This window comes from Acidisphaera sp. S103, from assembly GCF_009765975.1.
GTDB lineage: Bacteria > Pseudomonadota > Alphaproteobacteria > Acetobacterales > Acetobacteraceae > Rhodopila.
Genome location: NZ_LMUJ01000108.1, coordinates 163,043 through 188,583, shown reverse-complemented (window position 1 = coordinate 188,583; position 25,541 = coordinate 163,043). Strand labels below are relative to the sequence as shown.

Genomic DNA, 25,541 nt, shown 5'->3' with positions numbered 1-25,541 from the left:
ATGACGGTGAGAGTGTGCTGGCCATCGATATTCTGACGCTTATGCGCACCCTTCGATGAGGGCCATTCGCAGCACTTCGGCACCTTTGTTGAAGTCGCTCATGTCCATGGCTTCCAATGGATTGTGGGAGCCGTGTTCGTTTCGGATAAAAATCATAGCGCTCGGGACACCCGAGTTGGCGAAGACGGCGGCGTCGTGGCCGGCGCCGCTGGCCATGGGCTGGTCGGACAGGTCGAGGCGTCGCACCACGTCGCGCAGCCGGTCTACCCAGTTTGGGTCCATGACGGCGGGCGCCGTGTGCAGGGGTGGGCCTGGCACGAAGCGCACGCCACGCTCTGCCTCGATCCGCCGGCATCCGGCCAGGAACAGTGCGTAATAGCGGTCCAGCGTGACCTGGGACTCGCTGCGCGCCTCGAACGAAAAGTGCATGCGGCCGGGGATGCGGGCGATGGCGTGTTCCGCCGGTTCGGTGCCCAGGACTCCGGCGGTGACGACAAGGTCGCTGCCTGAGGTCAGGAACGATTGCCAGGCGTGATCGAGCAGTGTCAGCAACTCGGCCACGGCGAAGACCGTATCGTGGCGCAGGCTTCTGGGCACGGCGCCGGAATGACCGGCCTCCCCGATGCATTCGACCGTACGGTGTCGGACATTGCCGCGAATGCCGGTCACGACCGCGACCGGTATCTCGCGGGCGACCAGCACGGGTCCTTGTTCGATGTGCAGTTCCAGCCAAGCGGCCACGGACGCGGGCGGTAACAACACTTCGCCCCGCTCGATCCGGTCAACATCAGCGCCAACCGAGCGCATGCGGTCGCGTAATGTGTCGCCGGAGACGGCATGCCGCAGGTTCAGGTCGGCGGCTGGCAGCACGCCGAACAATGCCGAAGATCCGATATACGACCGGCCGAAGGCGGCACTTTCCTCGCCGCGCAGGCCGTAGACCCGGATTGTCCGCCGCGGCACGATGCCCTCGGCGCGCATCCGCACCACCGCCGTCAACCCGGCAATCACCCCCGCCGCGCCGTCGAAATTACCGCCTTGCGGCACCGAATCCAGATGGGAGCCGCAGGCGAGAAACGGCAACGCCGGCTCGCTGCCCGGCAGCGTGACCACAAGGTTGGCGGCGGCGTCCCGTTCGGTTTCCAGCCCATGCGTTCCGGCGGCGCTTTCGATGATGTCCAGTGCCGCGCTTTCGCCCACGCCGTAGGTGTCGCGGGTGATGCCCTGACCGTCCCATCCGGAGGCATGCAGCGCCTCAAACAGTTCCGTTGCGAATGTCATGCGACCGGCTCCGCCCACGTCACGTCGTCCTCGTCCGCTTCCTCGCGCTTCATCGCGCCGACCAGTTCGGTCACGCTGGCCATGCCGTGCAGCGCGCAGAAGCGGGCCAGTCCGTCGATCACATCGATCATGGCGCCGGGGTGAAGGAACGTCGCGGTGCCGACCTGCACTGCGCTGGCGCCGGCGAGCATGTATTCGGCGGCGTCCGCGGCTGTGGAAATGCCGCCGCAGCCGATGACCGGCAGGCGGACGGCACGCGCGCATTGGTAGACCTGGCGAAGGACGATCGGCTTTATCGCCGGTCCCGACAGGCCGCCCATGACGTTGCCTAGGCGCGGCTTGAAGGTTTGCAGGTCGATGGCCATCGCCAAAATGGTGTTGGCCACCACTAGGGCGTCGGCGCCGGCGGCCTCGGCTGCCTTTGCCACTTCTGCCATGTCGCCGGTGTTCGGGGTCAGTTTCACCCACAACGGTAACGACGTTGCTGCCCGCAAGTGCCGCACCACGGTTTCGGTCGAAGTTGCCCGCATGGCGAATGCCTTGCCGTCTTCCTCGATGTTCGGGCAGGAGATGTTGGCCTCGATCGCCGTAACACCCGGCACACTGACCTCGGCCGCCAGATGAGCAAAATGTTCGGCGGACGGGGCCGAGATCGACACGACCAGTGGCGGCACCCATTGCCGGTACAGTGGCAACGTGTGTTCCAGGAAATACGGCACGCCCTTCGACGGGATGCCGATGGCGTTCAGCATACCGCTGTCCACTTCGGCAACGCGGGGCAAGGGATTGCCGGTCCGCAGTTCGCGCGTGATGGTCTTGGTCACCAGCGCGCCCAGACGATTGAGGTCAACGACCGAGGACAGGCCCTCGGCGAAGGTGCCGGATGCGGGCATGACGGGGTTGGCCAGCCGGACGCCGCCGATCGTCACCGCCATGTCGGTTGTGCCACGGTCCATCATGGCAATGCCTCCAGGACATCGAACACGGGTCCGTCCCAGCAGACCCGTTTGTGGACGATTTCGCCGCCGACGTTGAAATCGCGGACGCAGCAGAAGCACATGCCCAGGCCGCAGGCCATTTGCTGCTCCATGGCGACGCTGCCGGGCAGGTTGAATTCGCGGGCCAGGCGCTGCTGCACGCGCAACAGGCGGGACGATCCGCAGGTGAAGAACGCATCGCAGCTTCCCTGTCCGATCAGGCCGCGCAGCAGTCCTTCCACGTGGGCGGGACCGCTGGTGCCTTCGGTGTCGGTTACCGTCAGGACCGTCGCGCCGCGAGACCGGAACAGGGCGTCGGAGACCACCAGATCCGGCCGCCGCGCGGACAGGATGGCGGTGACCGCGATCCCCAGCGCCTGGGCGGCCTGGGCCAATGGCGCCAATGTGGCAAGTCCGGCGCCTCGGCCGACCGCGACGATGCTTTTCCATGCCGGATCCAGCACGAAGCCACGCCCGAGCGGGCCCATCATGTCCAGCCGGTCGCCGGGATGAAGGTCGGCGAGGCCGCGGGTGCCGGCGCCGGTGACCTTGTAGAGGAATTCCACCTGGCGTTTTGCCGGATCGGCCCCGTAGAGGCTCATGGGGCGGCGAAAGAACGGCGCGTTGCCGGGCGATGCAGGACAGAGAAGCTGGAAGAACTGGCCTGGTGCGGCGGATGCGGCGAGGGGACCGCATGCCGCGACAAGATGCCGGTATTCGCTGTTGACCAGGGTGTTGGACAGGACCTCAGCGCGTTCCCGGACAACGCTGGGACAAAAGTTCATGCCAGTTCCTGCCCCTTGCGCTCCGGGATCAGCAGCCACACCGCAACGATATCGAGCAGGTACAGCACGGCCAGCAGGGCGATCGCGGTCTGAAATCCCCATGCGCCGGCGATCGCGCCCACCACAACCGGCCCGAATCCGCCGATCGCTCTACCGATGTTCCACAGTACATTCTGCGCGGTGGCGCGGGTGCTCGTGGGATACAGCTCGCTCATCAGCGCGCCGTAACCACCCAGCATGCCGTTGACGAAGAAGCCCATCACGGCGCCTGCGACAAGCAGCGCCATCGGGTCGGTCAGCCGGGAGTAGACCACGACCATGACGGCTGCGCCCACCATCCAGCCGATGAACGCGGGCTTGCGGCCCAGGCGATCCGCTGCGTGGCCGAAGCCGTAGATGCCCACCGCCATGCCGAGGATGGTGACCACCGTCCAGGTCGCCGACTGCGTCAGTCCGAAGCCGAACCGCGACGACAGATAGCTCGGCAGCCAGATCATCACACCGTAATAGCCAAAGTTCTGCACGCTGCAGAGGACGATCATCCCCAGGCTGACCCGCGCCGTTTCCGCATCTGCCACCAGCAGCCGCAGTGACGATTGCGCCGGCGCCCTGGCGGTGCGTTCGACGAATATCTCCGGCTCGTGCAAATCCTTCCGGATGAAATACGCGGCGATGGCGGGGAACAGGCCAATCACGAACATCCCACGCCAGCCGATCACCGGCAGCAGCATAGGCGTCAGCAGCGCCGCAGCCAGGACGCCGGCTTGCCAGCCAAGCCCGACATAGGATGACGCGCGAGCCCGTTTCGATGCGGGCCATGCCTCGGCCACCAGCGCCATGCCGATACCGAATTCGCCGCCAAGCCCGACGCCGGATATCGTCCGGTAGAGCAGCAGATCCCAATAGCCCTGCGCCAGCGCGCAAAGCCCGGTGAACACGGCGAACAGCACGATGGTCCAGGTCAGCACCCGCACCCGCCCCATCCGGTCGGACAATATCCCGAATCCGATGCCACCGATCACCGCGCCCACCAGCGTCGCGGTCACCAGCGTGGCAGCCTGGGTCGTCGTCAGATGAAGCGCGGGGCCAATAAGGCGCAGCATGAAACCAAGGATCAGCAGGTCGAAACCATCCATCGCGTAACCGATGGCGGAACCGGCGAGTGCCTTCCACGCCTCGCGCGTGACGACGCCATCGTCGGACCCCGGCAGCGTTGCGGGCAGTGCGTGGTCGGGAAACGTCGCCAAGGTCGTTCTCCTGGAATGGTCGCGTGCGAAGTTGAAACGTTGCACCTTATCTAGCTGCTCGAACAAGCAGAAGAAATCGTGCATAGTGATGCCGATTCAGCATCAGGGTCGTGTTGCCGATGAAAGCCCGGCATCTACGCATTCATGCCGCCGCCTTGCACTACTTCGACGCGGTGCGCCGAGCGGGGTCGATCCGGGCGGCGGCGCGGCGATTGAACGTGGCGTCGTCGGCGGTGAACCGCCAGATCCTGAACCTGGAGGCGGAGATCGGGGCGCCACTGTTCGACCGCCTGCCGGTGGGGCTGAAGCTGACGGCGGCCGGCGAAATCCTGGCGCATCACGTGATTACCGTGCTGCGCGATGCCGAACGGACGGAATCGGCATTGGACGCGCTGCATGGGCTGCGGGCTGGGGCGGTGGAACTGGTAACGCTGGAGGGGCTTTGCCATCGCATCGTCCCGGGCGCGATCGCCGCGCTGGCGTTGCGTGCGCCTCGGGTGAGTATCGGGGTCGATATCCTGGCGACCGAGGAAATCCCCAACGCCGTGGCCAATGGTGACGCGCATCTGGGGCTGGCTTTTGAGGTTCGGCCTCGGCCTGACCTGCGGCGCATCGCGGTGGCGCGGTATCGGCTGGGCGCGGTGGTCACGCCGGCGTCGCCGCTGGCGACGAAGGCGTGGGTGACGCTGAACGACTGCCGGGATTTCCCGGCGGTGCTGCCGAAGCGGAATTTCGCCAATCGAAACCAATTGCATCCGATCATGTTCGAGGCGGGGTTGAGCAGCAGCGGGCGGTATGAGGCTGGCTCGATCGAGCTGATGAAGGAGTTGGCGCTGCGTGGTCTTGGCGTGGCGTTCATGACCCGGGTCGGGTTGGAGACGGAGCTGGATTCGGGGCGGCTGATCCACGTGCCACTACGGCGCGGCCGGGGGCCGATTTATAGCGAGCTGGGCCTGTATGCTCGGGCGGATACCGCGCTGTCGCTCGCGGCGGAGCTGTTTGCCGAGAGTATCCGGGACACGATGATCGCGAGCAGCGACCCGGATGGTGCCGTGGCTCCGGTGTAACGTGCGGGTCGACTGCTTCGGGTTGTTGCCCGGTGCCCTCGGGTTGAAGCAAGGGACGTTAATCGCCTGCCGCCACCTTCGCGGCGGCCCAGGCGAGCCGGGAGGACCGGTGATGCGCGTGGCAGATCGCCACCGCCAGCGCGTCCGACGCGTCGGCTCGGCGCAGCGTGGCGCCGGGGAGAAGCCGGCGCACCATCATGGCGACCTGCTCCTTCTCGGCGCCGCCGGTGCCGACGACCGCCAGTTTCACCGTTTTGGCGGCATACTCGGTGACCGCGACGCCGGCGAGGGCCGGGGTCAGCAGCGCCACGCCGCGGGCATAACCGAGCTTCAGGGTCGCTGCGCCGTTGCGGTTCACGTAGGTTTCCTCAACGGCGGCCTCGGCGGGGCGGTGCAGGGTCAGCAATGCCATCAGCGCATCGTGCAGGACCTTCAGCCTGGCGGGTACGGAGCAGGTGCTGTCGGTGGCGATCACGCCGTCGGCGACGTGCTTCAGGCGGTTACCATCAACGTCGATCAGGCCCCAGCCGGTGAAGCGCAGGCCAGGATCGATGCCCAGCAGTCTGATCATTGGCGAATCGCATTCCTCAATGGGCGAATGCATGCTTATACAGGTGCGGCGGGACACGCCATGCTATCCTTGTTTATTGCCGAAAGCCGCCACGCATGAAAATCCACGTCGTAACGCCCTATTTTGAGACCGAAGAATCCTGGCTGCGGCAGGGGCACGCCAGCGTGCGCGGCCAAACCGTTGCGGCGCATCACATCATGGTCTGCGATGGGTCGGCGCCCGCCCAGATCGAGGCGTTTCAGGGCACGCACATCATCCTGCAACGCAACTACAAGGATTACGGCAACACGCCTCGGCTGATCGGCTGCTATAGCGCGATCGCCCGGGACGCCGATGCGATCGCATTCCTGGACGGCGACAACTGGTTCCAGCCCGATCACCTGGAGAACCTGGAGCGTTTCGCGCGGGATAACCGGCTTGATGCGTGTTCGTCCGCTCGTACGCTGCATCGGCCGGACGGGTCGTACATGACTAAATGCCCGACGGTGAACGGCCGGCCTTATATCGATACGAGTTCCCTGCTGGTGATGAAGTCGGCGTTCCACCATCTGCTTGCCTGGGTGCTGCTCGGCCAGGACCAGGCGGCGGTCATGGACCAGCATGTGTGGACCCACATGAAGAACGCCGGTGCTCGGCTTGGCTTCCTGGACAAGGCCACGATTTGCTACCGGACGCGGCATGCCTCGCATTACCGGCTGATCGGCGAGACGCCGCCGCCGGGTGCGATCGACCGGGTCGATCTGCACGGGGAGCATTATCAGTAGGCGGGCGCGAAGCGGTATGCGCGTTGAGATCGGCGAGTAAGGGGGGCGATGGCGGGTTGGTGTGTTCTTTGGTTTTAGCGGGTGTTGTTCAACGGGACCGCTGTTTGCCGGTTAAGGTGCATCACCTGCGTCTCCGTATTTCACGCATGGCAAAGGACGGTATCATGCATAAGAATCGCGGTGTCGGGGGGGTGCCTTCACCGACACGACTTAAGCCATTAGTGTTCCGCTCGATCACTGAGTTGAACATGATATCAGGGCCGCCGTCCCGACTCTAGCCTTGCCACCGGACAGATCTCGGCCCGCTCCGGCGTGATGCCTGCACGACGGTGAATGGTTGGTAGCGTAAACGAATGCATTCTCCTAAAGGAAGGAATTCTGCCGTGACTTATCTGCGAAATTCCACTAGGCGCTCACGACTGATCGCCATGCTGATGGTCGGTGGTTTTCTGTCTGCTTGGTCAACTGGCGCTCATGCCCAGATAAACCCCTTTCGTGGATACAAAGGGCCTACGCTTAGTAAAGAGGATTTGGCCTCCGGCCGAGCGGCGGCCGGCAAACTTTTGAACGACGATCAGGGTCAGGTCGGTAAGTCAGAGGATTGGGCCGGACCCACGTCCGGCAACACGGGCAGCATTTCTGTTCAGAAGACATTTCAACGGCAGGGAATGGACTGTCGCGGGCTGCGGTCAGAAATCCGTTATAAAAAGGATTCTACCTCTCACCCAAGGGTGCTCAATCTAAATGTTTGCCGCACTAAAACTGGCGAATGGAAGCTTATGTAATCGCACTGGGTAGACGCGATGGTTTTCGAGTAGCGAAAAGATTTGCGGCTTCAATGTGGCCTGAGGAGAAGCAAAATGTTCGTTTGCTCGCCCGATAGGAACGATATCCAAACCGCCACCGGATGCCTCTGCCATAGTCCGGCCTTTGCTCGGCTAAACGCCTTCATCACCCAAAAGATCTCCCGCCGCTCCGTTCTTACGGGCGCGGCGGCCGGATTTGGAGCCGCCGCGTTTGGCTCATCCAAGGCTTCCGCGCGCATCCCCGACGCGCCAAAATCGCCGATCGCTTTCACGAATGCCCGTGTGTTCGACGGTGTCTCGGCGAGTGCGCGTACCGGCCTGACGGTGATTGTCGACGGTAATAAGATCAAATCGATCGATACCGCCAATAATCCGCCTGGCACGGGCTTCGAGGTCATCGATTGCGGCGGCAGAACGCTGATGCCGGGACTGATCGACGCGCATGTGCATACGATGATGTCGGTGATTAGCGTCCAGGGTTTGATCACAGCAGATATTGGATACATCAACTTCGTCGCTGCCGATGAAGCGGAAAAGACCCTTATGCGTGGTTTCACGAGCGTTCGTGACATGGCCGGACCAGCTTTCGGCATGAAAAGGGCGATTGACAGCGGTGTTATTCCCGGCCCGCGCATTTGGCCATCGGGAGCCATGATTTCGCAGACATCCGGACATGGCGATTTCCGTATGCCGAGCGACGTGCCTGCCCAATCCGATGCGCCGTTAACGCATCCTGAGATTATGGGTGTTGGAATGATCGCCGACGGTGTTCCTGAAGTTCTCAAGCGTGTGCGCGAGCAACTGATGCTGGGTGCGAGCCAGGTCAAACTGGCAGCCGGCGGGGGCATCGCCTCCAATTACGATCCTCTGGACTCCTCGCAATATACCGAGGCCGAGTTCCGAGCGGCGTCCGATGCGGCTGATAATTGGGGCACCTATGTAGCGGTTCACGCCTATATGCCGCGCGCGATTCAAACGGCGGTGCGCGGCGGCGTCCGCTGTATCGAGCACGGGCAATTGATGGATGAGGACACGGCGAAACTGCTCGCTGACAAGGGCATCTGGCTTAGCTCACAGCCCTTCCTCGGCGACGAGGACGCCAATCCGTATCCCGACGGCACGCCGAACCGTGCCAAGCAATTGGAGATGTCGGCGGGCACGGACGCGGCCTACAATTTCGCGAAAAAATACAAGCTGAAGACCGCGTGGGGCACGGATACTCTGCACAGTGCGAGCTTGGCGGCGCGGCAAGGAAAACAGCTCGCGAAAATGAAACGTTGGTACTCGAATGCCGAAGTGCTCAAGATGGGCACAAGCGTCAACGCGGAACTGCTTGCGATGTCCGGGCCACGCAATCCCTACCCGGGCAAGCTCGGCGTCATCGAACCCGGTGCATACGCCGATATGATCTTGGTCGACGGTGACCCCTTAGCGAACATTGATCTTATCATCGATGCCGGGCGCAATTTTTCGATCATCATGAAAGATGGACGCATCTACAAGAACATGTTGCAGTCAATCTAATGGTCGGATCCCGACAAAAGCATCCCATTCGCCTATACAGTCTGATGACCAGACCCACTCCAAAGACTGCCGTCAGTTCGACAGTTTCTGCATAACGGCGTCGGGGATGTCGAAGTTGGCATAGACGTTCTGCACGTCGTCGTTTTCTTCCAGAGCATCCAGCAGCTTTAGCAGACCGGCGGCGCGATCTTCGTCCAGGGTAACCGATGTGGTGGGCCGCCAGTCCAGCCTGGCGCTTTCCGGGGCGCCGAAGCGGGTTTCCAGGGCATCGCGGACGGCGAAGAAATCCTCGATCGGGCAGGTGATCTCGTGCGCCTCGTCATCGCTTTCGGCGTTTTCGGCGCCGGCCTCGATCGCGGCTTCCAGCATGTCGTCGGCGCTGGCGACCGACGCAGGATAGCGGATGGCGCCCAGCCGGTTGAACAGGAAGCTGACCGAGTTCGTCTCGCCCAGCGCGCCGCCATGTTTGTTGAAGGCGGTGCGCACGTCGGAGGCGGTGCGGTTGCGGTTGTCGGTCAGGGCCTCGACGATGACGGCGACGCCGGCGGGGCCGTAGCCCTCATAGCGGACGTCCACGTAGTCGTCGCCGCTGCCGGCGCCGGCAGCCTTCTTGATGGCGCGATCGACGGTGTCCTTCGGCATGTTCGCCTGGCGCGCCGCGGTGACGGCCGCGCGCAGGCGTGGGTTGGAGGCGGGATCGGGCAGGCCGTGGCGGGCGGAGACGGTGATCTCTCGGATCAGGCGCGCGAACTGGCGGGCGCGACGGGCGTCCTGGGCACCCTTGCGGTGCATGATGTTCTTGAACTGGGAATGGCCTGCCATGGGTCGACGATCAGTTTCATGTGGATGGACGAGCGCTTCATACCGCGCAATGCGTCAACGGCAAAACGCTCAACCCAGTCAGGTCGGCGCGGTGTCGTTTTACACCGCCGGCATGGTCTGGGACAGGCGGCCGCCCACGCGGATCGGTTCGATGCGGCGTGCGAGGCCCGTGGTGTCGTCGGTTTCGACGAACACGCCGCAGACGGTTGCCTCGCCTTCCGCCGGTCCCAATTTTTCGCCGGGCATCTTGCGCCAGAAGCGCAGGGTCGCGCCGTCCTTCACCATGCCGATGACGCTGTCGTAGTCGCCGCACATCCCGGCATCGGACTGGAATGCGGTGCCACCGGGCAGGATCTGCGCGTCGGCGGTCGGGCAATGGGTGTGGGTGCCGACGACGAACGACACCTGGCCGTCAAAGATATGCCCGTAGGCCATTTTCTCGCTGGTGGCCTCCGCATGGAAATCAGCGACGATCGCCTGCACAGAGGCACCCAGCCGGTATTTCGACAGCACCTCGGCGGTGCCGCGGAACGGGCAGTCCAGCGGGTCCATATAGAGACGTCCCATCGCCTGAAGCACCAGCGCCTTGCGGCCGTCCTGCAAGGCGACCAGGACGGAGCCGTTGCCGGGTGTGCCGGGCGGGAAGTTCAGCGGGCGCAGCAGGCGGGGGGTCTCGGCGATGTAGGGGATGATTTCCTTGCGGTCCCAGGCGTGGTTGCCCAGGGTGATGACGTCGGCCCCGGCGGCGAACAGCGCGCGCGCCATGTCGGGCGCCAGGCCGAAGCCGTGCGAGGCGTTCTCCGCATTCACCACCGCGAGGTCGATCCGCAGGTCCTGGCGCAGGCCCGGTAGCCTGGCGGCGACCGCATCCCTGCCGGATCGGCCTAGAACGTCGCCCAGAAACAGTATCCTCACATCAGCCCCCGCAGCGGATGATGCCGTTCTCGGTCGCGACGGCATCGAGCCTTATGTCGTAGGGGCCAACCGGCACCGAGTCCACTTGTTGTGCGGCGAAGGCGCAGCCTAGGCGGAACCGGTTCGGCAGGGCGGCGAGGGTCCGGTCGTAGAAACCGCCACCGTAGCCGAGGCGTGCGCCCGTGGCATCGAACGCCAGCAGCGGGATCAGCAGGATATCGGGGACCAGGACCTCGCCGATCGGGCGCATCGTCCCGAAGCGTTCTGGGATCAGCACTTCACCAGGGTGCCAGCCCCGGAAAGTGAGGGCTTCGCCGCGCCTGGGCGTGACGGGAAGGGCGATGGGGTGGCCTCGGGCGTGCAGGGCGAGCAACAGTGGGCGGATGTCGATTTCCTCGCCCAGCGGCCAGAAGCCGGAGACGACGGCGGCTGGCGGCGGGGGGCAGTCACGCAGGACGTTTTGGGCGAGCGCGCTGCCGGCGGCGGTTGCGTCCAGCCCGTGCCGGCGTGCGGATGCCGCGTCGCGCGCGGAACGTTTGGTGTCGTCGAGGGTGGGAAAGGTCATTGCGGAGCCGCCCTGGCCGTTGGCGTTAGCATCCTCCCAGAGCCTGCGTATGCAGGTGGGCACCAGATATCGAGACCAGGATCCCGACAGCGCCAGCGCCCGAGGAAGTTGCTTACGGCCCAGGGGATGGCTTGCCTGACGAACCGGGCAGCCCCGCCGAATGAACTTAGTGCGCTGAGTGGAATAAGCAAGGCAAGTTCGCTGCCCTTGACCCGCAAAGGGGCATTGCCCCTTTGATCCCCCCATAACCGAGTTCCGAGGGCACGGCCCTTGGCGGGGTTGAGGGGCGGAGCGCTTGCCTTGCTTACTTTGTCTCCAACCCCTCGGCGATCTCTTCGGCGCGTTTTGCCATGCGGCTGAGTTTTCGGCCCAGCTTCGGGTCGGGTTTCTGGGGGCCGGCTACCGCTTCCAGGCGGCCGCGCATCTCAAAAATATCATCGGCCATCAGCAGCGCCGCCATCACCAGCATCCTGGCTTCACCGCTTGGTCCGGCGGCAAGGCGGACGCCGTCGATGCGACGGCTGACTTCCTCCCCCATCGCCTCCAGGTGCCGTTCCTCACCGTCCTGGCATCCGATTGTGTAGGCGTAACCGTTGATGCGAAGCGTCACCTGCGCCATCGCGCCATTCTCCCGTGGTTCATTCTGGTTTATCGAGGGCCGCCCGCAGGCGGCCGATCAGCGCGTCAAGGCGTTCGGCGATCTCGGGCACCGACAGGTCGGAGTCCGACGGCGCCGGCTGCACGGCCGCCGGCTGCACGGCCGCGAGGCGCGCGATCCGTTCTAGCGCGGCCTCCAGCCGATCTGCCGCCGCATCCGGATCCTCGGGCTCGTCCGCCATATCCGCCTCTGTTCCCCCATGCCGTGGCATACGTGCTGCTGATGCCGTGTGAACTGAACGCGGTCAACAGGTTGAACGTCACGATGGCATCCGCCATTAAGATCGATATGATTGTTCATCCGGCGGTGATCGTCCATGGGGTGGCGGACGCGAAAGCGGCACTCGCCCCTGGCCTGCCGGTCACGCTGCTGTCAGCACCCGGGGCGGCGCTGTTCGCCGGATGCCTGTGGTGGCGGGAAATCGTCGCTGCCGCTCGGATGGCGCATCCGGAAACCGAGGCGACCGACATTTTGGATTGTGCCGATGCGTCCGGCATGGCGATGGGGGCGCTGCGCAGTGGCGTGTGCCGGCTGGTGCTGTGGCCGGATGCGCCCGGATGGGCCGGCGTGGCCGCGATCGCCGAGCGGCAGGGTGGGTTTGTCCTGGGAGGGGCGCCGCCGGCGTTGGACATGGCGCAGCGCAATGCGATCCGTCGGCTGCATGCCTGGTTGTGCGCATCCGGCGGTGGGTGACAGGCATTATTCCCTGCGCTAGTGGATATCATTTGAGGGGTCGGACCATGGTACGGCTCGATCGAGTTTCGTCCAGGGAAGAGGCAGTTTCAATGCGCGTGCGCCTGATGTTCGGTATCTCCCGCGGCGGGGCGTGAGAGTCATGTCTTCGGCGAGCAGCAACGAGCCCCAGGGTTGCCGCGTCTACCTGATCACGCCGCCGGCGCTGGATCCTGTGCCGTTTGCCGGTCTGTTGGCGGCGGCGCTGGACGCGGGCAATGTGGCGGCGGTGCAGCTTCGGCTGAAAGATGTTGGCGACGATGCCTGGCGGCGGGCGATCGATGCGCTGCGGCCGGTCTGCCAGTCTCGCGGGGTGGCGTTCCTGCTGAACGACCGAGCCGATCTGGTACGGGGGACGGGTTGCGACGGTGCCCATGTCGGCCAGGATGACATGCCGGCCCGTGAGGCCAGGAAGCTGATGGGGCCAGACCTGACGCTGGGGGTGACCTGCAAGGGCAGCCGCGACCTGGCGATGCAGGCTGGCGAGGACGGGGCGGATTATGTAGCATTCGGGGCGTTTTATCCGTCGACGACCAAGGTGGTGACGGGGATGCTGGATCCCGAGATCCTTCGGTGGTGGTCGGAAATGATGGAGCTGCCGAGTTGCGCGATCGGTGGGATCACGCCGGAGAATTGTGCGCCGCTGGTGCGGGCGGGGACGGATTTCCTGGCTGTTGTGGGGTGTGTCTGGAACCATCCGGACGGGCCGGGGGCTGGGGTGAAGGCGTTGAACGAGGCGATCGGGGACGCCAACGCCGGTTTGGCGTAACGACGGCCCGAAGTGGTTCTCACCGGGCGTCGTGTCAGGGGTAGCGGTTGACAGGGGGCGGGGCGCGACCTTTACAGACGGTCATGTCTCATCGCTCGACCCCGCCGATCCCGCCGCATCCGGATGTCGTTATCGAATCCGAACGACGGGTGTGGTCCGGCCGATTTCCACTGGACGTCGTCGAATTCCGGCATCGGCGGTTCGATGGCGCAATGTCCGGCCTGCGTACGTGGGAACTTTGGCGGCGGGGACAGGCGTCCGCGCTGCTGCCGTATGATCCCGTCGCCGATGCGGTGGTGCTGATCGAGCAGTTCCGGTTCCCGGCATTGGCGGCTGGCGTCGATCCGGTGCTGGTCGAGTTGCCGGCTGGCCTGTGTGAGGACAATGAGGATCCAGCCGACACCATCCGGCGCGAGATGCGCGAGGAAATGGCGATGGACGCCGATCGTGTCGAACGGATCGGCGGGTTCATGCTGACCGCGGGCGGCGCGGACGAGTTCTGCCATTTGTATGTTGGGCGCGTGGTGGCGCCGCCGAGTGATGGTGAGGGGATCGTGGGCCTGGGCGGCGAGGTGTCTGAGAATGAGGATATCCGCGTGCGGGTCTGGGATGCCGAGGAGGCGATCGCGGCTGCTTTCGCCGGGTACTTTACCAACTCGATTACCGCGATCGGCCTGTTCTGGTTGGCTTCGAAACGTGACGGGCTTCGACAGAAGTGGATGACGATATGACCCAGCGGCTTTTCCTCGATGATCCGACCCTGGCCAGCGTGTCGGCGACGGTGATTGCCAACGGGCCGGATGGCGTCGTGCTGGATCGCACCGTGTTTTACGCGCGCGGCGGTGGGCAGCCTGGCGACAGCGGCATGCTGCGCTGGGATGGCGGGGAGACCGCGATCACTGAGGCGGTGAAGGGCGAGGGCGAGGCGATCCGGCACCTGGTTGCCGCCGATGCGCCGCTGCCGCCGGTGGGTGCAACGGTGGAGGCGGCGATCGATTGGCAGCGCCGCCATGCTCATATGCGTATGCACACCGCGATGCATTTGCTGTGCAGCCTGATCAAGGGCGCCGCGGTGACCGGCGGGGCGGTCGGCGCGGACAAGTCTCGGCTGGATTTCGACCTGCCCAATCCGCCGCCGAAGGAGGAGATCGAGGCCGGGTTGAACGCTCTGATCGCTGCCGATCACCCAGTGCGGATCGAATGGGTGGACGAGTCCGTGCTGGATACCGATCCGGGCCTGGTGCGCACCATGTCGGTGCAGCCGCCGCGTGGCACCGGGCGGTTGCGGCTGATGCGCATCGGCGAGGGCGAGACTCTGGTCGATCTGCAGCCTTGCGGCGGGACGCATGTCGCACGAACCGGGGAAATCGGGCCGATCCGGGTGGCGAAGATCGAGAACAAGGGTAAGCAGAACCGGCGGATCACCATCGTTCCGGGGTAGATGCCCGGCGACCGTCGTCGCGGAAATCTGAACAATCGTTCACCCGCTTGGGATAGACCGACGCCATGCCTATCTATGGTTCTCGGTTCGTCTCTGAAAGGGAAACTGACGATGTCCATTTCCGAAGTCCTGCATGGTAAGGGCCATCAGGTGGTGAGGGTGCGCACGACCGATAGCGTCGAGACCGCCGTTCGGATGCTGTCCGATCAACGTATCGGCGCGGTGGTGGTCGAGGACCAGTGGATGCGTCACGCCGGGGTGTTCTCGGAGCGGGATTTCGTTAACGCCGTGGCCGAACACGGTGCTGCCGCGCTGGGTCTTCCGGTGGAGAAGTTGATGAGTGCGCCGGTGGTCACCTGCCGGCTGAACGACAGTATCGACACCGCCCTGGCGGCGATGACGATGGCGCGTATCCGGCATCTGCCGGTCGTGGACAACGGTCACCTGGTCGGCATCGTCAGCATCGGCGATCTGGTGAAGCACCGACTGGACGAGAAGGCGCTGGAAGCCAACGTGCTGCTCGATATCGCTCGGTTGCACGCCTGAGTAGGTGCCAGCCCCCCCGTCATACTGGCGAATGCCAGTATCCACGCCTTTTGCCAGCCCAAGCAAAGGCGTGGATGGTGAGCCTGCGCTCACCATGACGGGAAGGAGGAGGGGCCGGTGCGTCAGTCCTTCGGCGGACTGATTAAACCGCCAGTTCCCGCATGATGGAATACAGATCGGACTTCGCCTCGAAGCCGATGCCCGGCAGATCGGGCAGGGTCACGATGCTGTCGCGCACCTGCGTGCCGTCGGGGAACCCACCGTAGGGCTGGAAGACGTCGGGGTAGCTTTCGTTGCCGCCCAGCCCTAGGCCGGCAGCGATGTTGAGCGACATCTGGTGGCCGCCGTGCGGGATGCAGCGCTTCCAGGACCAGCCATGGTCTTTCAGCATCGCCAGCGTGCGCTGATACTCGCACAGCCCGTAGGACAGAGCGCAGTCGAATTGCAGCCAGTCTCGATCCGGCCGCATGCCGCCGTGGCGGATTAGGTTGCGAGCGTCCTGGTGGCTGAACAGGTTTTCGCCTGTCGCCATCGGTGCGGGATAGAATTCCGCCAGGGCCGCTTGTAGCTGGTAGTCCAGCGGGTCGCCAGCTTCCTCGTACCAGAACAGGTCGTAATCGCGCAGCATCCGGGCGTAGTCGATCGCCGTTTGCAGGTCGAAACGTCCGTTGGCGTCCACGGCCAACCGAGCGTGCGGGGCGATTTCCTTCAGGACGGCCTCGATACGGCGGCGGTCTTCGGCGATCGATTCGCCGCCGATCTTCATTTTGACCACCGTATAGCCGCGTTCCAGATAGGTGCGCATCTCGGCGCACAGGGCGGAATCGTCCTTGCCGGGATAGTAATAGCCGCCGGCGGCGTAGACGAAGATGTTCTGATCGGCGGTGACGCCGTGGCGTTCGGCGAGCAAGCGGAACAGCGGCTTGCCGGCGATCTTGGCGACGGCGTCCCACACCGCCATGTCGATGGTGCCGACGGCGACGGACCGGTCACCGTGGCCGCCCGGTTTTTCATTGCGCATCATGGTGGCCCAGACTTTGTCGGGGTCCAGGTTGTCGCCGGTTTCATCCAGCAGGGTCGCCGGTTCGGCTTCCAGGATGCGGGGGGCGAAGCGCTCGCGGATCAGCCCGCCCTGGCCGTAGCGGCCGTTGGAGTTGAAGCCGTAGCCGACCACCGTCTTGCCGTAGCGCTTCACGTTGGTGACCACGGCGACGAGGCTGGAGGTCATCTTGGAGAAGTCGATATAGGCGTTGCGGATCGGGGAGCTGATCGGCTTGGTGACCTCGCGGACATCGACGATGCGCAGGGGCATGGCGGGGATTCCTTAGAAGGGGCGGACGATGACCATGATGACGATGACGATCACCAGCAGCGTCGGGATTTCGTTGGCGATCCGGTAGAATTTCTGGCTGCGCCGATTGGCGTCATTCAGGAAATCCCTGCGCCAGCGCGACATGGCGCCGTGGAAGCCCGACATCAGGATAACGCACAGCAGTTTCACGTGCCACCAACCGGCGGACCAGTCGATGATGCCCGGCGTCAGCACCAGGATGATGCCGAATGTCCAGGTGGCGATCATGGCCGGGTTCATGATCTGCCGGAACAGCCGGTATTCCATGACCTTGAAGCGCTCGCTTTCGACGCTGCCGGGCTTCACGTCGCAGTGATAAACGAACAGCCGGGGCATGTAGAAGGTCGCGGCCATCCACGCGATCATCGAGATCACGTGGAAAGCCTTGGTCCATGGATACAAATAGGCGAAAGCCTCGACGGTCATCTCGTCCCGGACAGCATGCGGCGCAGCAGGTCTGGTAGCGCGGACATGGCGGCGAAGGGAAGGGCACCCACCGCACGCAGGTGGGACCCGTCGGTTTCGGGACTGAAGCCGAGGCAGGTCATCCCGGCGGCGATGGCGGCCTGGACGCCGGGAACGGAGTCCTCGATGACGACGCAGGCGGCTGGGGGGATGCCTTCGGCGGTGGCCGCGGCCAGGAACAGGTCGGGGGCCGGTTTGCCCTGTTTCCCCAGGGCGATCATATCGTAGGCGCTGTGGATGCGGCCGTTCATCAGGTCGGACAGCCCGGCTCGTCTAAATTTGGCGGCCATTTCCGCGTGTGAGGAATTGGAAGCGATGCGAAACGGCAGCCCCAGCGCGGCCGTCGCCAGCAAGGCGTCACGGGCGCCGGGGATGGGTTCGGCCTCGGCGCCCATTACTTCGGTGACGCGCCGGACGACGCGTTGAACCCAGTCAGAACCGAACGAGGTGCCTAGATGCGCTTCGGCGGCGAGTTGGGTATCGGGGAAGGTCAGGCCGAGGAACAGCCGATGGCAGTCGGCCGGCGACAGATCCCACCCCACGCGGCGCAGTTCCTCCGAGACAACGCGGTCGCACAGTGCCTCGCTGTCGATCAGGACGCCATCGCAGTCGAAGATGACGAGCCTGATCGGGGTCTGGTCGCGTGGTGTGGGGTGGGCTGTCAGGCTTTCGGCCACAGCACGTCCTGGGTGGCGATCGCAGCCGGAAAGACCGGCACGGGCTTGCCGCCGCGCCATTGCACGACGCACAGCTTGGCGCCGACCCGGCGGCCTTTTTCATCGTATTTCAGGCGGCCGTCGGGGAAGAACAGGGCGGGGCCGTCGGTCATGTCGAGCGCATGGATCGCGTCGCTGACCTTGGCCCGATCGGCAACGCCGCATTTCTCCAGCGCTTCCTTGAGGATCATGACGTGAATGTAGGCGAAGATGGAGTCGTGGCCGAACCAGGGCTCGCCCGTCCGTTTCATGAAGCGCTGTTCCAGGTCGGCCTGGCGCTTGCCCGGCCAGTTGGCCAGGCCCACCAGGATGCCCTCCAGGTTTTCCGCGCCGGCGTTTTTCAACAGCTCCGGCACGGCCCAGTGGCCGCCGTTGCCGATTTTCGGCAGCCGGTCGCTTTTCAGGTTGAACTCCGCGAATTTGTCGACCAGCAGCTTGTCGTCCGGCACGTTGGTGGACCCGAACAACAGGAAGTCCGGACGGCCGGAGCGGACGTGTTGAACCATCGTGGTGGCGTCGGCCAGCGGCGGTGTGTAGACCTCATCGGCGACGGTGGTCAGGCCGAGGTCTTTCACCACGTGGTCGCGGACCGGCTTCATGAAGCTAACCGACGCGGCGGTATTGTCGCCGACGAAGGCGACTTTGGTCGGCTTCTTGCCGGTCGCCTTCTGCGCCAGTTCCATCACCATCGGCAGCGTTTCCTCCGCCTGGGCGTCGGCGGTGGGGGACGATTGGAACACGTGCTTGAAACCGCGCCCGGTGATCGCGTCGGAATAGGACAGTGTCAGCCAGGGCAGCCCGGCGCGTTCCGTGACCTCGGTGGCCGCCAGGGTGAAGGTCGACAGCCAGCAGCCGAAGCCGCCGACGAGGTCGGGTTCCTGCGCGATCATGCGCTGGGCGGCGTCCTTGGCCTTTTCCGCGCTGTCCTGCGTATCGTACTCGACCAGCTTCAGCTTGGCGCCGCCCATCGACTTGATGCCGCCGGCGGCGTTGACGTCGTCGATGGCCAGGCGGGCGCCCATCTGCTCCAGGATGCCCTGGCGCGCCCAGGGGCCGGACAGCGGCACCAGCATCGCGATCTTCACCTCGGCGGGCGTTTGGGCACGGGCTCGGCTTGAAGCCAGCGCGGCGGCGGTAGCCAGGCCGAGGCCCACGGTCGAACGACGGGATAGGTCAGTCATGGCGTTTCTCCAGTTTCTTGTGGTGTCTCATAGGACGGTCAGCTCAGGCCCAGATAGGATTTGCGGACACGGTCGTCCTGCAGCAGCGTCTCATACGGTCCGTCCAGCACCATGTGGCCGGTCTCCAGCACGTAGCCGTGGTCGGACAGTTCCAGTGCCTCCGCGACGCGCTGTTCGACCAGCAGGATGGTGACGCCGTCTTCCCGGTGGATCTGCGATACGCGTTCGAAGATCGTGTCGGCGACGGCGGGGGCGAGGCCCATCGACGGTTCGTCCAGCATCAGCAGCCGTGGCGCGCAGGCCAGGCCGCGGCCGATGGCGACCATCTGCTGCTCCCCGCCCGACAGCGTGCCGGCAAGCTGCCCGGCGCGTTCGGACAAGATGGGAAACAGCGTGTGGATGCGGTCCAGCGTGTGATGCCAGGCCTCGCGTCCGGCCTTCGGATAGGCACCCATTTCGAGGTTTTCCAGCACGGTCAGGGTTTTGAACACCTGACGGCCCTCCGGAACATGGGCGATCCCGAGATGCGCGCGCTTCGCGGGGGGCAGCCCGAAGAGGCTGGTGCCCATGAAGGTGATCTGGCCGGCCGCGGGCGGAACGATGCCCGAGATCGTCTTGAACAGCGTCGATTTGCCGGCGCCGTTCGGGCCAACGACGGTGACGAACTGGCCTTCCTTGACCGACAGCGTGACGTCGGTCAGCGCGCGCAGGCCGCCGTAGGAGACTGACAGATTAGTGACCTCAAGCATCTTGTTTCGCCGCCCATTTCTTGCCGAGGTAGGCCTCGATGACGGTGCGATCCTCCACGACGTCGCGCGGCAGGCCGCTGGCCAGAACGCGGCCATGGTCCAGCACGACGAAGCGATCGGCGATCCGCATCATTGCGTGCATGGTATGCTCGATGATGACGACGGTGGTGCCCTCGGTGCGCAGGCGTTGCAGGACATCGAGCACATCGTCGCATTCGTCGCGGCCGAGACCGGCCAGGGTCTCATCGAGCAGCAGCAGTTTCGGAGAACTCGCCAGCGCTCGGGCCAGTTCCATCAGGCGAAGCTGCTTGTTGGTCAGTTGCCCGGCGGCGATGCCGGCCTGGGCCGTCAGTCCGACGCGATCCAGTGCGCGTGCGGCGCAAGCGATGGCGTCGTGGTCGCTCAGGCCGGCGCCGTAGGCACCGACGATCACGTTGTCCAGCAGCGGCAGGCGCGGAAAGCTGCGCACGACCTGGAAGGTGCGGCCGACGCCCATGCGGCAGACCTGGTGGACTTTTCGCCCCAGCATCGATTCGCCGCTCAGGACAGCGGTGCCTTCGTCGGCCGAGAGCACGCCGCTCAGCAGGTTGAACAGCGTGGTCTTGCCGGCGCCGTTGGGGCCGATGATGCCAAGGATTTCGCCGGCATGGACCTCGAAACTGACATCACTGACCGCGCGCAGGCCGCCGAAGGCTCGGGACAGGCCCTCGACTTTCAGCAGCAGGGACCCGGCGGCGGGTGGCTTGTCGGGGGCTGGCGCGGCGGCGGCCAGGGAGACCGGCAGCGGCGCGGCGGGCTTGGGGCGGAAGAAACGGTCTCGGATGGTCCAGAACAGGCCGTCGGGCGCGGCCAGCATGATGGCGATGATCGCGACGCCGTATACCACGCCCTGGATGCCCGGCAGGATATTCCCCAGCTCCACATTCAGGGATTCGGCCAGCGGGACCAGGATCGCGGCGCCGATCACCGGACCCCAGACCGAGGCGACGCCGCCGAACAGTGTCAGCACGACGGGCTGGGCGGACACCAGCATGCCGAACACGGAATCAGGCGTCACCACCAGCAGCACGCAGGCATAGAAGCCGCCGGCCGCGGCGGCGATCATGCCGGACACCACCAGCGCCCGCATTTTCCATAGGCGGGTGTTGATGCCGGCCGCCTCGGCTGCCAGTTCGTTCTGGCGGATCGCCAGCAGGGCCAGGCCGAACCGGGAATTTTCCACCAGCATGCAGATGAAGATGCCGATGATCAGCAAGCCGACCGAGACGACGGTGTAAAGCCGGGGATCGGTGAATTCCAGGAATGCGGCCGGGTGTTCCCGGTGCATCGGCAGCGACATTTCCTGGAAACCGAGATATTGCAGGAAGTAGAGGATCGCCAGCGGGTAGGCGAGCATCGACAGCGCGAAATAGTGGCCTCGCAGGCGGAATGTCGGCAATCCGATCAGCACCGCGGCGAAGCCTGCCACGATCATGCCGAGCGGAATGCCCAGCCAGGGCGTCAGGTTCCAGAAAACCAACGCCAGGGTCACGACGTAGGCGCCGATGCCGAAGAACGATGCGTGTCCGAACGACAATTGCCCGCCATAGCCGGACAGGATGTTCCAGGACAGACTGAAGAGTGCCCAGATCGGCACCAGGGCCATGATCAACTGATAGTAGCTGTTGGTGACGAACGTGGCGGCCGCGAGATAGGCGACCGATACGATCGCCAGGGTCACAAGGTCCTTTTTCAGCCTTGGGGCAGAGCCATACCTCATTACGCGCGCTCCGCCGAACGGCCGAACAGGCCTTGCGGGCGCAGCAGGATGATCAGCAGGAAGACGACGAAGATCGCGGCGTTCTGCAGCTGCGGTGGCAGCACCAGGGCCGAACACTGCTGGACGAAACCGACGGTCAGGCCGCCCCAGAAGGCGCCGAGGATACTGCCCATGCCGCCCAGCACCACGCCGGAATACATGATGATGACGTAATCGAGACCGATGAACGGCCCGAACGACAGGTAGGTCGCCATCAGGCCGCCGGCGATGGCGGTGATGCCGCAGCCGAGTGCGAAGGCAAGGCGATAGGTCTTGTCGGTGTCGATGCCCATGTAGGTGGCGGCGGTGGGATTATCGGCCGCGGCGCGCAGCGCTTTGCCCATCCGCGTGTATTCCAGCACCAGATACAGCGACACGGCGATGATGATGGCGACCGCACACGCGATCAGCCTCGCCTTGTTCAGGAAGACGGTGGCGTCGCCATAGATGGGACCGATCTCGATCGCGCTGGAGGCGAGCGGGGTGCGCACTGTGGCCGGGCTGGATCCAAACAGGATCAGGCCGCCGTTTTGCAGGATCAGCGAGATCCCCAGGGTGACGACCAATTGGCCGAAATGGCCGTCGTCAATGGAGCCGGCGGTGCGCAGGCCGGATACGCGGGCGATGAGAAATTTGTGCAGCAGCGCACCGAAGGCGAATACGATCGGGCCGGCGAGCAGGGCCCCCACGAACGGGCCGATATAGGGGCCGAGGAACGCCAGCGCGCCGGCGCCGGTGACGAGGTAGAGGCTGGAGAACATCCCCAGCATCAGCAATTCACCTTGAGCAAAATTGACGATGCGCATAATACCGAAAATCAGCCCGAGGCCGATGCACATCAGTCCGTAGATACAGCCGATGGTGATGCCCGCGGCGAGCGCGTTCAGCACGTTCTCGATCAGAATCTCGAGGTCCACTTGGTTTCCGCTGCCTCCGGGCCGGCCGCCCGTTGGGGGCTGCTTGTGTTTCGGGGGGTGTCATACCGGGTACCCATCGCATGCTCAAGCGACCGTGAGGAATTAGGCATCATGCATCATGATGATTACGACATTTGGTGGTGCCCGTGGCCCGGGCAGGGGCTGGTGGCCTCCGGCGGCAGTAGCCATTTGGACGGTTTGGCGACATAAAGCAGGTTGAGGAGACCGTTTATGCCGACAACATCGCCCGCTGCAGCCGCATCCCCGCGTCCGTGGAACCCGGATTCCTGGCGCGATTGCCCCATTCGCCAGGTTCCGACCTATCCTGACGTGGCGAAGCTGCGGGACATGGAAGCCCGTTTGGGCAAGTATCCGCCGCTGGTTTTCGCCGGCGAGGCTCGCCGGCTGAAGGCGCATCTGGCGCTGGCCGCCGAGGGCAAGGCGTTCGTGCTGCAAGGCGGCGACTGCGCCGAGAGTTTTTCCGACTTCACCGCCAACATCATCCGCGACACGTTCCGCGTGTTGTTGCAGATGGCGGTGGTGCTGACGTTCGGCGCGTCCTTGCCGGTGGTGAAGATCGGCCGCATGGCGGGGCAATTCGCCAAGCCGCGTTCGTCCGACACCGAGACTCAGGGGGATGTGACGCTGCCAAGCTATCGGGGCGATATCATCAATGGGCCGGAATTTTCCGAGGTTTCCCGAATTCCCGACCCGGCGCGGATGGAATTCGGCTATTTCCAGTCGGCCAGCACGTTGAACCTGCTCCGTGCGTTCTCGTCGGGTGGCTATGCCGATTTGCACGAGGTGCATCGGTGGAACCTGGATTTCGTCGAGCGCTCGCCGCTGGTGGAGCGATACCAGGACCTGGCGTCGCGGATCGATGAGACGCTGTCGTTCATGGCGGCGTGCGGCATGACCAGCACCACCACGCGCGACCTGCGGGAGACCGATTTCTACATCAGCCACGAAGCGCTGCTGCTGCCCTATGAGCAGGCGTTGGCTCGGGTCGATTCCACGACCGGCGACTGGTATGGCTGTTCGGCGCATTTCCTGTGGATCGGCGACCGCACGCGCCAGGCGGAGGGCGCGCATGTCGAATTCCTGCGTGGCCTGCAGAACCCGCTGGGGATGAAGGTCGGGCCGACGCAGGAACCCGACGACCTGCTGCGGCTGCTGGATATTCTCAATCCGGCAAATGAGGCCGGCCGGATCACGCTGATCAGCCGCATGGGTGCCGACAAGGTGGGGTCGAAGCTGACCCCGCTGGTGCGGGCGGTGCAACGGTCCGGCCACAAGGTGGTCTGGCTGTCCGATCCGATGCACGGCAACACGATCAGCACCTCGTCCAAGGTAAAGACGCGGAACTTCGATTCCATCCTGCAGGAGGTGCGTGGTTTCTTCGACATCCATGCGGCGGAGGGCACCTGGGCTGGTGGCGTGCATGTGGAGATGACGGGTCAGGACGTGACCGAGTGCATCGGCGGGGCGCACCGGTTGTCCGAGGCCGATCTGGGTTCGCGGTATGAGACGTTCTGCGATCCCAGGCTGAATGCGGAACAGTCGCTGGAACTGGCCTTCCTGGTGGCCGAGGAATTGAAGCGGCGCCGCCTGCCGCCCTCGGCGCCGGCGCTCGCGGCCCAGTGACGTGAGCAAGCGGGATGAGGACCTGGGGGCGGATATAACCGCCAGGACCGACAGTTACTTCAACCGCACCAAAGAAATCGTTGCGCGTTTCGGCGACAAGCGGGTTACCTATGCGCTGTTCCTGCGCCGGCCGGTGATCTGCGCGCCAAGGCTGATGCTGGACTGGCTGAAGACGGCGGCCGACCGGCGCGGCACCGAGATTGATGTCGATCTGATCTACCAGGAAGGCGACTGGGTCGGTGCCGGTGAGCCGATCGTGTATCTGACCGGCAGCCTGGTGCAACTGTCTGATCTCGAAACCATCTTGTTGCAGAAGATCGGACCGGTCTGCGTCGCTGCGCACAATGCCTACCAGATGGCGCTGTCGTTGCCCGGGGTTGCCTTCATGGCGATGGAGGCCAGGCACTGCGCGGGGGCCGAGATGCAGGACATGATGGCGTATGCCGCGTCCGTCGGCAGCGCGGCGGCCAGGCAGGAGGGGGCGAAGGGCTTCATCGGCAACGCCAACGATGGCACCGCGCATTGGTTCGGCGCGTCCAAGGGATTCGGGACGATGCCGCATTCGTTGATCGGCTATGCCGGCTCGACGGTGCGGGCGGCCGAGATGTTCCGGGAGACGTATCCGAATGAGCCGATGACGGTGCTGGTGGATTATTTTGGACGCGAAATCACCGACGCATTGGCGGTCTGCGCCCGGTTCCCGGACGTGTCGGCGGCCGGGGACATGGCGTTCCGGCTGGACACGCATGGCGGGCGGTTCCTGGAGGGGCTGGATCCGGCGGAAAGCTACGCGGTGCTGGAACGTTACGCACCAGGGGCGATCCGGCGGTACCGCAGTGATTCGGAATTGCGCGCGCTGGTGGGAACCGGGGTCTCCGCCGCGGCGATCTGGCGGATGCGGGAGGCGCTGGACCAGGCTGGGTATCCGAAGGTTCGGATTGTCGCCTCGTCGGGGTTTGGCGTGGAGAAGTGCCGAGTGATGGCGGATGCGAAGGCGCCGATCGATGTTGTGGGGACGGGGAGTTTTATTCCGGACTCGTGGCATGAAACGTACGCCACGGCGGATATCGTGGAATATGACGGGGTACCGATGGTGAAGATCGGGCGGGAGTTTCTGTTGCGGAAGAATGGGGCACGGAAACGCAACGGACATTGAATTGTACAGGTGGTTGTTGATGTTGACACATCAGCCTGGTCTTGGGCCATCTGGTTCAGTTCGTTACTGGGGCGGATGGCCCGGACTTCGCCGG

General features: G+C 64.6%; 27 protein-coding genes and 1 other RNA gene. 10 read left to right on the top strand and 18 right to left on the bottom strand.

The annotated features are described in order from the left end of the window. Positions 1-39 precede the first annotated feature (39 nt). From GSQ89_RS35790 to GSQ89_RS35775, 4 genes are read right to left on the bottom strand one after another with little or no spacing between them, the layout of a single operon-like run. Positions 40-1,281: a Zn-dependent hydrolase gene (locus GSQ89_RS35790; protein WP_158932879.1), complete on the bottom strand. Its 1,242-nt coding sequence runs from the start codon at positions 1,279-1,281 to the stop codon at positions 40-42. Next, positions 1,278-2,240 carry a dihydroorotate dehydrogenase gene (locus tag GSQ89_RS35785; protein WP_254073541.1) on the bottom strand — a complete coding sequence of 321 codons (963 nt, stop codon included), beginning with the start codon at positions 2,238-2,240 and terminating at the stop codon, positions 1,278-1,280. The genes GSQ89_RS35790 and GSQ89_RS35785 overlap by 4 nt, the downstream gene beginning before the upstream one ends. After that, positions 2,237-3,043 (bottom strand): dihydroorotate dehydrogenase electron transfer subunit, encoded by an 807-nt coding sequence (locus GSQ89_RS35780; RefSeq protein WP_158932878.1) that lies wholly within the window; start codon positions 3,041-3,043, stop codon positions 2,237-2,239. The genes GSQ89_RS35785 and GSQ89_RS35780 overlap by 4 nt, the downstream gene beginning before the upstream one ends. Beyond that, complete coding sequence (locus GSQ89_RS35775; protein WP_254073540.1) at positions 3,040-4,290, bottom strand: MFS transporter; 1,251 nt, start codon at positions 4,288-4,290, stop codon at positions 3,040-3,042. The genes GSQ89_RS35780 and GSQ89_RS35775 overlap by 4 nt, the downstream gene beginning before the upstream one ends. Before the next feature lie 119 nt (positions 4,291-4,409). On the opposite strand from GSQ89_RS35775, the gene GSQ89_RS35770 reads away from it, so the two are divergent. After that, the gene (locus GSQ89_RS35770; RefSeq protein WP_158932877.1) at positions 4,410-5,357 is read left to right on the top strand and encodes a LysR family transcriptional regulator; all 948 of its coding nucleotides are present in this window, start codon (positions 4,410-4,412) and stop codon (positions 5,355-5,357) included. A gap of 58 nt (positions 5,358-5,415) precedes the next feature. Here the strand turns inward: GSQ89_RS35770 and ruvC are convergent, their stop codons facing one another. Then, positions 5,416-5,928: a crossover junction endodeoxyribonuclease RuvC gene (gene ruvC / locus GSQ89_RS35765; protein WP_158932876.1), complete on the bottom strand. Its 513-nt coding sequence runs from the start codon at positions 5,926-5,928 to the stop codon at positions 5,416-5,418. Positions 5,929-6,023: 95 nt separating this feature from the next. Here ruvC and GSQ89_RS35760 point away from each other — a divergent pair, with 95 nt between their 5' ends. Then, the gene (locus GSQ89_RS35760) at positions 6,024-6,692 is read left to right on the top strand and encodes a glycosyltransferase (RefSeq protein WP_158932875.1); all 669 of its coding nucleotides are present in this window, start codon (positions 6,024-6,026) and stop codon (positions 6,690-6,692) included. An 860-nt stretch (positions 6,693-7,552) separates the two neighbouring features. Beyond that, the gene (locus GSQ89_RS35755; protein ID WP_158932874.1) at positions 7,553-9,022 is read left to right on the top strand and encodes an amidohydrolase family protein; all 1,470 of its coding nucleotides are present in this window, start codon (positions 7,553-7,555) and stop codon (positions 9,020-9,022) included. Positions 9,023-9,094: 72 nt separating this feature from the next. Here the strand turns inward: GSQ89_RS35755 and GSQ89_RS35750 are convergent, their stop codons facing one another. From GSQ89_RS35750 to GSQ89_RS35725, 6 genes are all read right to left on the bottom strand, one after another. After that, a complete protein-coding gene (locus tag GSQ89_RS35750) occupies positions 9,095-9,844 on the bottom strand; it encodes a YebC/PmpR family DNA-binding transcriptional regulator (protein ID WP_158932873.1) in 750 nt (249 codons plus the stop codon). A 99-nt stretch (positions 9,845-9,943) separates the two neighbouring features. Continuing rightward, complete coding sequence (locus GSQ89_RS35745) at positions 9,944-10,759, bottom strand: TIGR00282 family metallophosphoesterase (RefSeq protein ID WP_158932872.1); 816 nt, start codon at positions 10,757-10,759, stop codon at positions 9,944-9,946. Between the two features lies 1 nt (position 10,760). Continuing rightward, positions 10,761-11,324: a 5-formyltetrahydrofolate cyclo-ligase gene (locus GSQ89_RS35740; protein ID WP_158932871.1), complete on the bottom strand. Its 564-nt coding sequence runs from the start codon at positions 11,322-11,324 to the stop codon at positions 10,761-10,763. After that, positions 11,325-11,481, bottom strand: a non-coding RNA gene (gene ssrS / locus GSQ89_RS35735) — 6S RNA. 147 nt (positions 11,482-11,628) lie between these two features. Continuing rightward, positions 11,629-11,943 (bottom strand): cell division protein ZapA, encoded by a 315-nt coding sequence (locus GSQ89_RS35730; RefSeq protein WP_158932870.1) that lies wholly within the window; start codon positions 11,941-11,943, stop codon positions 11,629-11,631. A 19-nt stretch (positions 11,944-11,962) separates the two neighbouring features. Then, entirely contained in the window at positions 11,963-12,163 is a 201-nt protein-coding gene (locus GSQ89_RS35725; protein ID WP_158932869.1) for a hypothetical protein, read from the bottom strand. Between the two features lie 83 nt (positions 12,164-12,246). On the opposite strand from GSQ89_RS35725, the gene GSQ89_RS35720 reads away from it, so the two are divergent. The 5 genes from GSQ89_RS35720 to GSQ89_RS35700 all read left to right on the top strand — a co-directional run bounded on the left by GSQ89_RS35720 (position 12,247) and on the right by GSQ89_RS35700 (position 15,470). Then, entirely contained in the window at positions 12,247-12,675 is a 429-nt protein-coding gene (locus GSQ89_RS35720; RefSeq protein ID WP_158932868.1) for a hypothetical protein, read from the top strand. Between the two features lie 142 nt (positions 12,676-12,817). Then, positions 12,818-13,483 (top strand): thiamine phosphate synthase, encoded by a 666-nt coding sequence (gene thiE, locus GSQ89_RS35715; RefSeq protein ID WP_158932867.1) that lies wholly within the window; start codon positions 12,818-12,820, stop codon positions 13,481-13,483. Between the two features lie 83 nt (positions 13,484-13,566). Then, on the top strand, positions 13,567-14,214 hold the full coding sequence (locus GSQ89_RS35710; protein ID WP_158932866.1) for an NUDIX domain-containing protein: 648 nt from the start codon (positions 13,567-13,569) through the stop codon (positions 14,212-14,214). Beyond that, entirely contained in the window at positions 14,211-14,924 is a 714-nt protein-coding gene (locus GSQ89_RS35705; protein ID WP_158932865.1) for an alanyl-tRNA editing protein, read from the top strand. Before GSQ89_RS35710 ends, GSQ89_RS35705 begins: the two co-directional genes overlap by 4 nt. A gap of 111 nt (positions 14,925-15,035) precedes the next feature. Next, positions 15,036-15,470, top strand: a complete 435-nt coding sequence (locus tag GSQ89_RS35700) for a CBS domain-containing protein (protein WP_158932864.1) — start codon at positions 15,036-15,038, stop codon at positions 15,468-15,470. A 142-nt stretch (positions 15,471-15,612) separates the two neighbouring features. On the opposite strand, the gene GSQ89_RS35695 is transcribed toward GSQ89_RS35700, so the two are convergent. The 7 genes from GSQ89_RS35695 to GSQ89_RS35665 are packed head-to-tail and all read right to left on the bottom strand — an operon-like array spanning position 15,613 to position 22,647. Continuing rightward, the gene (locus GSQ89_RS35695) at positions 15,613-16,776 is read right to left on the bottom strand and encodes a mandelate racemase/muconate lactonizing enzyme family protein (protein ID WP_305782270.1); all 1,164 of its coding nucleotides are present in this window, start codon (positions 16,774-16,776) and stop codon (positions 15,613-15,615) included. A gap of 18 nt (positions 16,777-16,794) precedes the next feature. Further along, on the bottom strand, positions 16,795-17,247 hold the full coding sequence (gene hemJ, locus GSQ89_RS35690) for a protoporphyrinogen oxidase HemJ (protein WP_158932862.1): 453 nt from the start codon (positions 17,245-17,247) through the stop codon (positions 16,795-16,797). Then, positions 17,244-17,963 carry an HAD family phosphatase gene (locus GSQ89_RS35685; protein ID WP_158932861.1) on the bottom strand — a complete coding sequence of 240 codons (720 nt, stop codon included), beginning with the start codon at positions 17,961-17,963 and terminating at the stop codon, positions 17,244-17,246. Before GSQ89_RS35685 ends, hemJ begins: the two co-directional genes overlap by 4 nt. Further along, positions 17,948-19,183 carry an ABC transporter substrate-binding protein gene (locus tag GSQ89_RS35680; RefSeq protein WP_158932860.1) on the bottom strand — a complete coding sequence of 412 codons (1,236 nt, stop codon included), beginning with the start codon at positions 19,181-19,183 and terminating at the stop codon, positions 17,948-17,950. Before GSQ89_RS35680 ends, GSQ89_RS35685 begins: the two co-directional genes overlap by 16 nt. Before the next feature lie 38 nt (positions 19,184-19,221). After that, a complete protein-coding gene (locus GSQ89_RS35675) occupies positions 19,222-19,932 on the bottom strand; it encodes an ABC transporter ATP-binding protein (protein WP_158932859.1) in 711 nt (236 codons plus the stop codon). Further along, positions 19,925-21,691, bottom strand: coding sequence for an ABC transporter permease subunit (locus GSQ89_RS35670; RefSeq protein ID WP_158932858.1), 1,767 nt, complete (start codon positions 21,689-21,691; stop codon positions 19,925-19,927). Before GSQ89_RS35670 ends, GSQ89_RS35675 begins: the two co-directional genes overlap by 8 nt. Beyond that, positions 21,691-22,647 carry a branched-chain amino acid ABC transporter permease gene (locus GSQ89_RS35665; RefSeq protein ID WP_254073539.1) on the bottom strand — a complete coding sequence of 319 codons (957 nt, stop codon included), beginning with the start codon at positions 22,645-22,647 and terminating at the stop codon, positions 21,691-21,693. Before GSQ89_RS35665 ends, GSQ89_RS35670 begins: the two co-directional genes overlap by 1 nt. 231 nt (positions 22,648-22,878) lie before the next feature. Here GSQ89_RS35665 and GSQ89_RS35660 point away from each other — a divergent pair, with 231 nt between their 5' ends. Both GSQ89_RS35660 and GSQ89_RS35655 read left to right on the top strand, forming a co-directional pair. Next, the gene (locus GSQ89_RS35660; protein WP_158932857.1) at positions 22,879-24,291 is read left to right on the top strand and encodes a class II 3-deoxy-7-phosphoheptulonate synthase; all 1,413 of its coding nucleotides are present in this window, start codon (positions 22,879-22,881) and stop codon (positions 24,289-24,291) included. Between the two features lies 1 nt (position 24,292). After that, positions 24,293-25,447: a nicotinate phosphoribosyltransferase gene (locus GSQ89_RS35655; RefSeq protein WP_158932856.1), complete on the top strand. Its 1,155-nt coding sequence runs from the start codon at positions 24,293-24,295 to the stop codon at positions 25,445-25,447. The last annotated feature ends 94 nt before the right edge of the window (positions 25,448-25,541 follow it).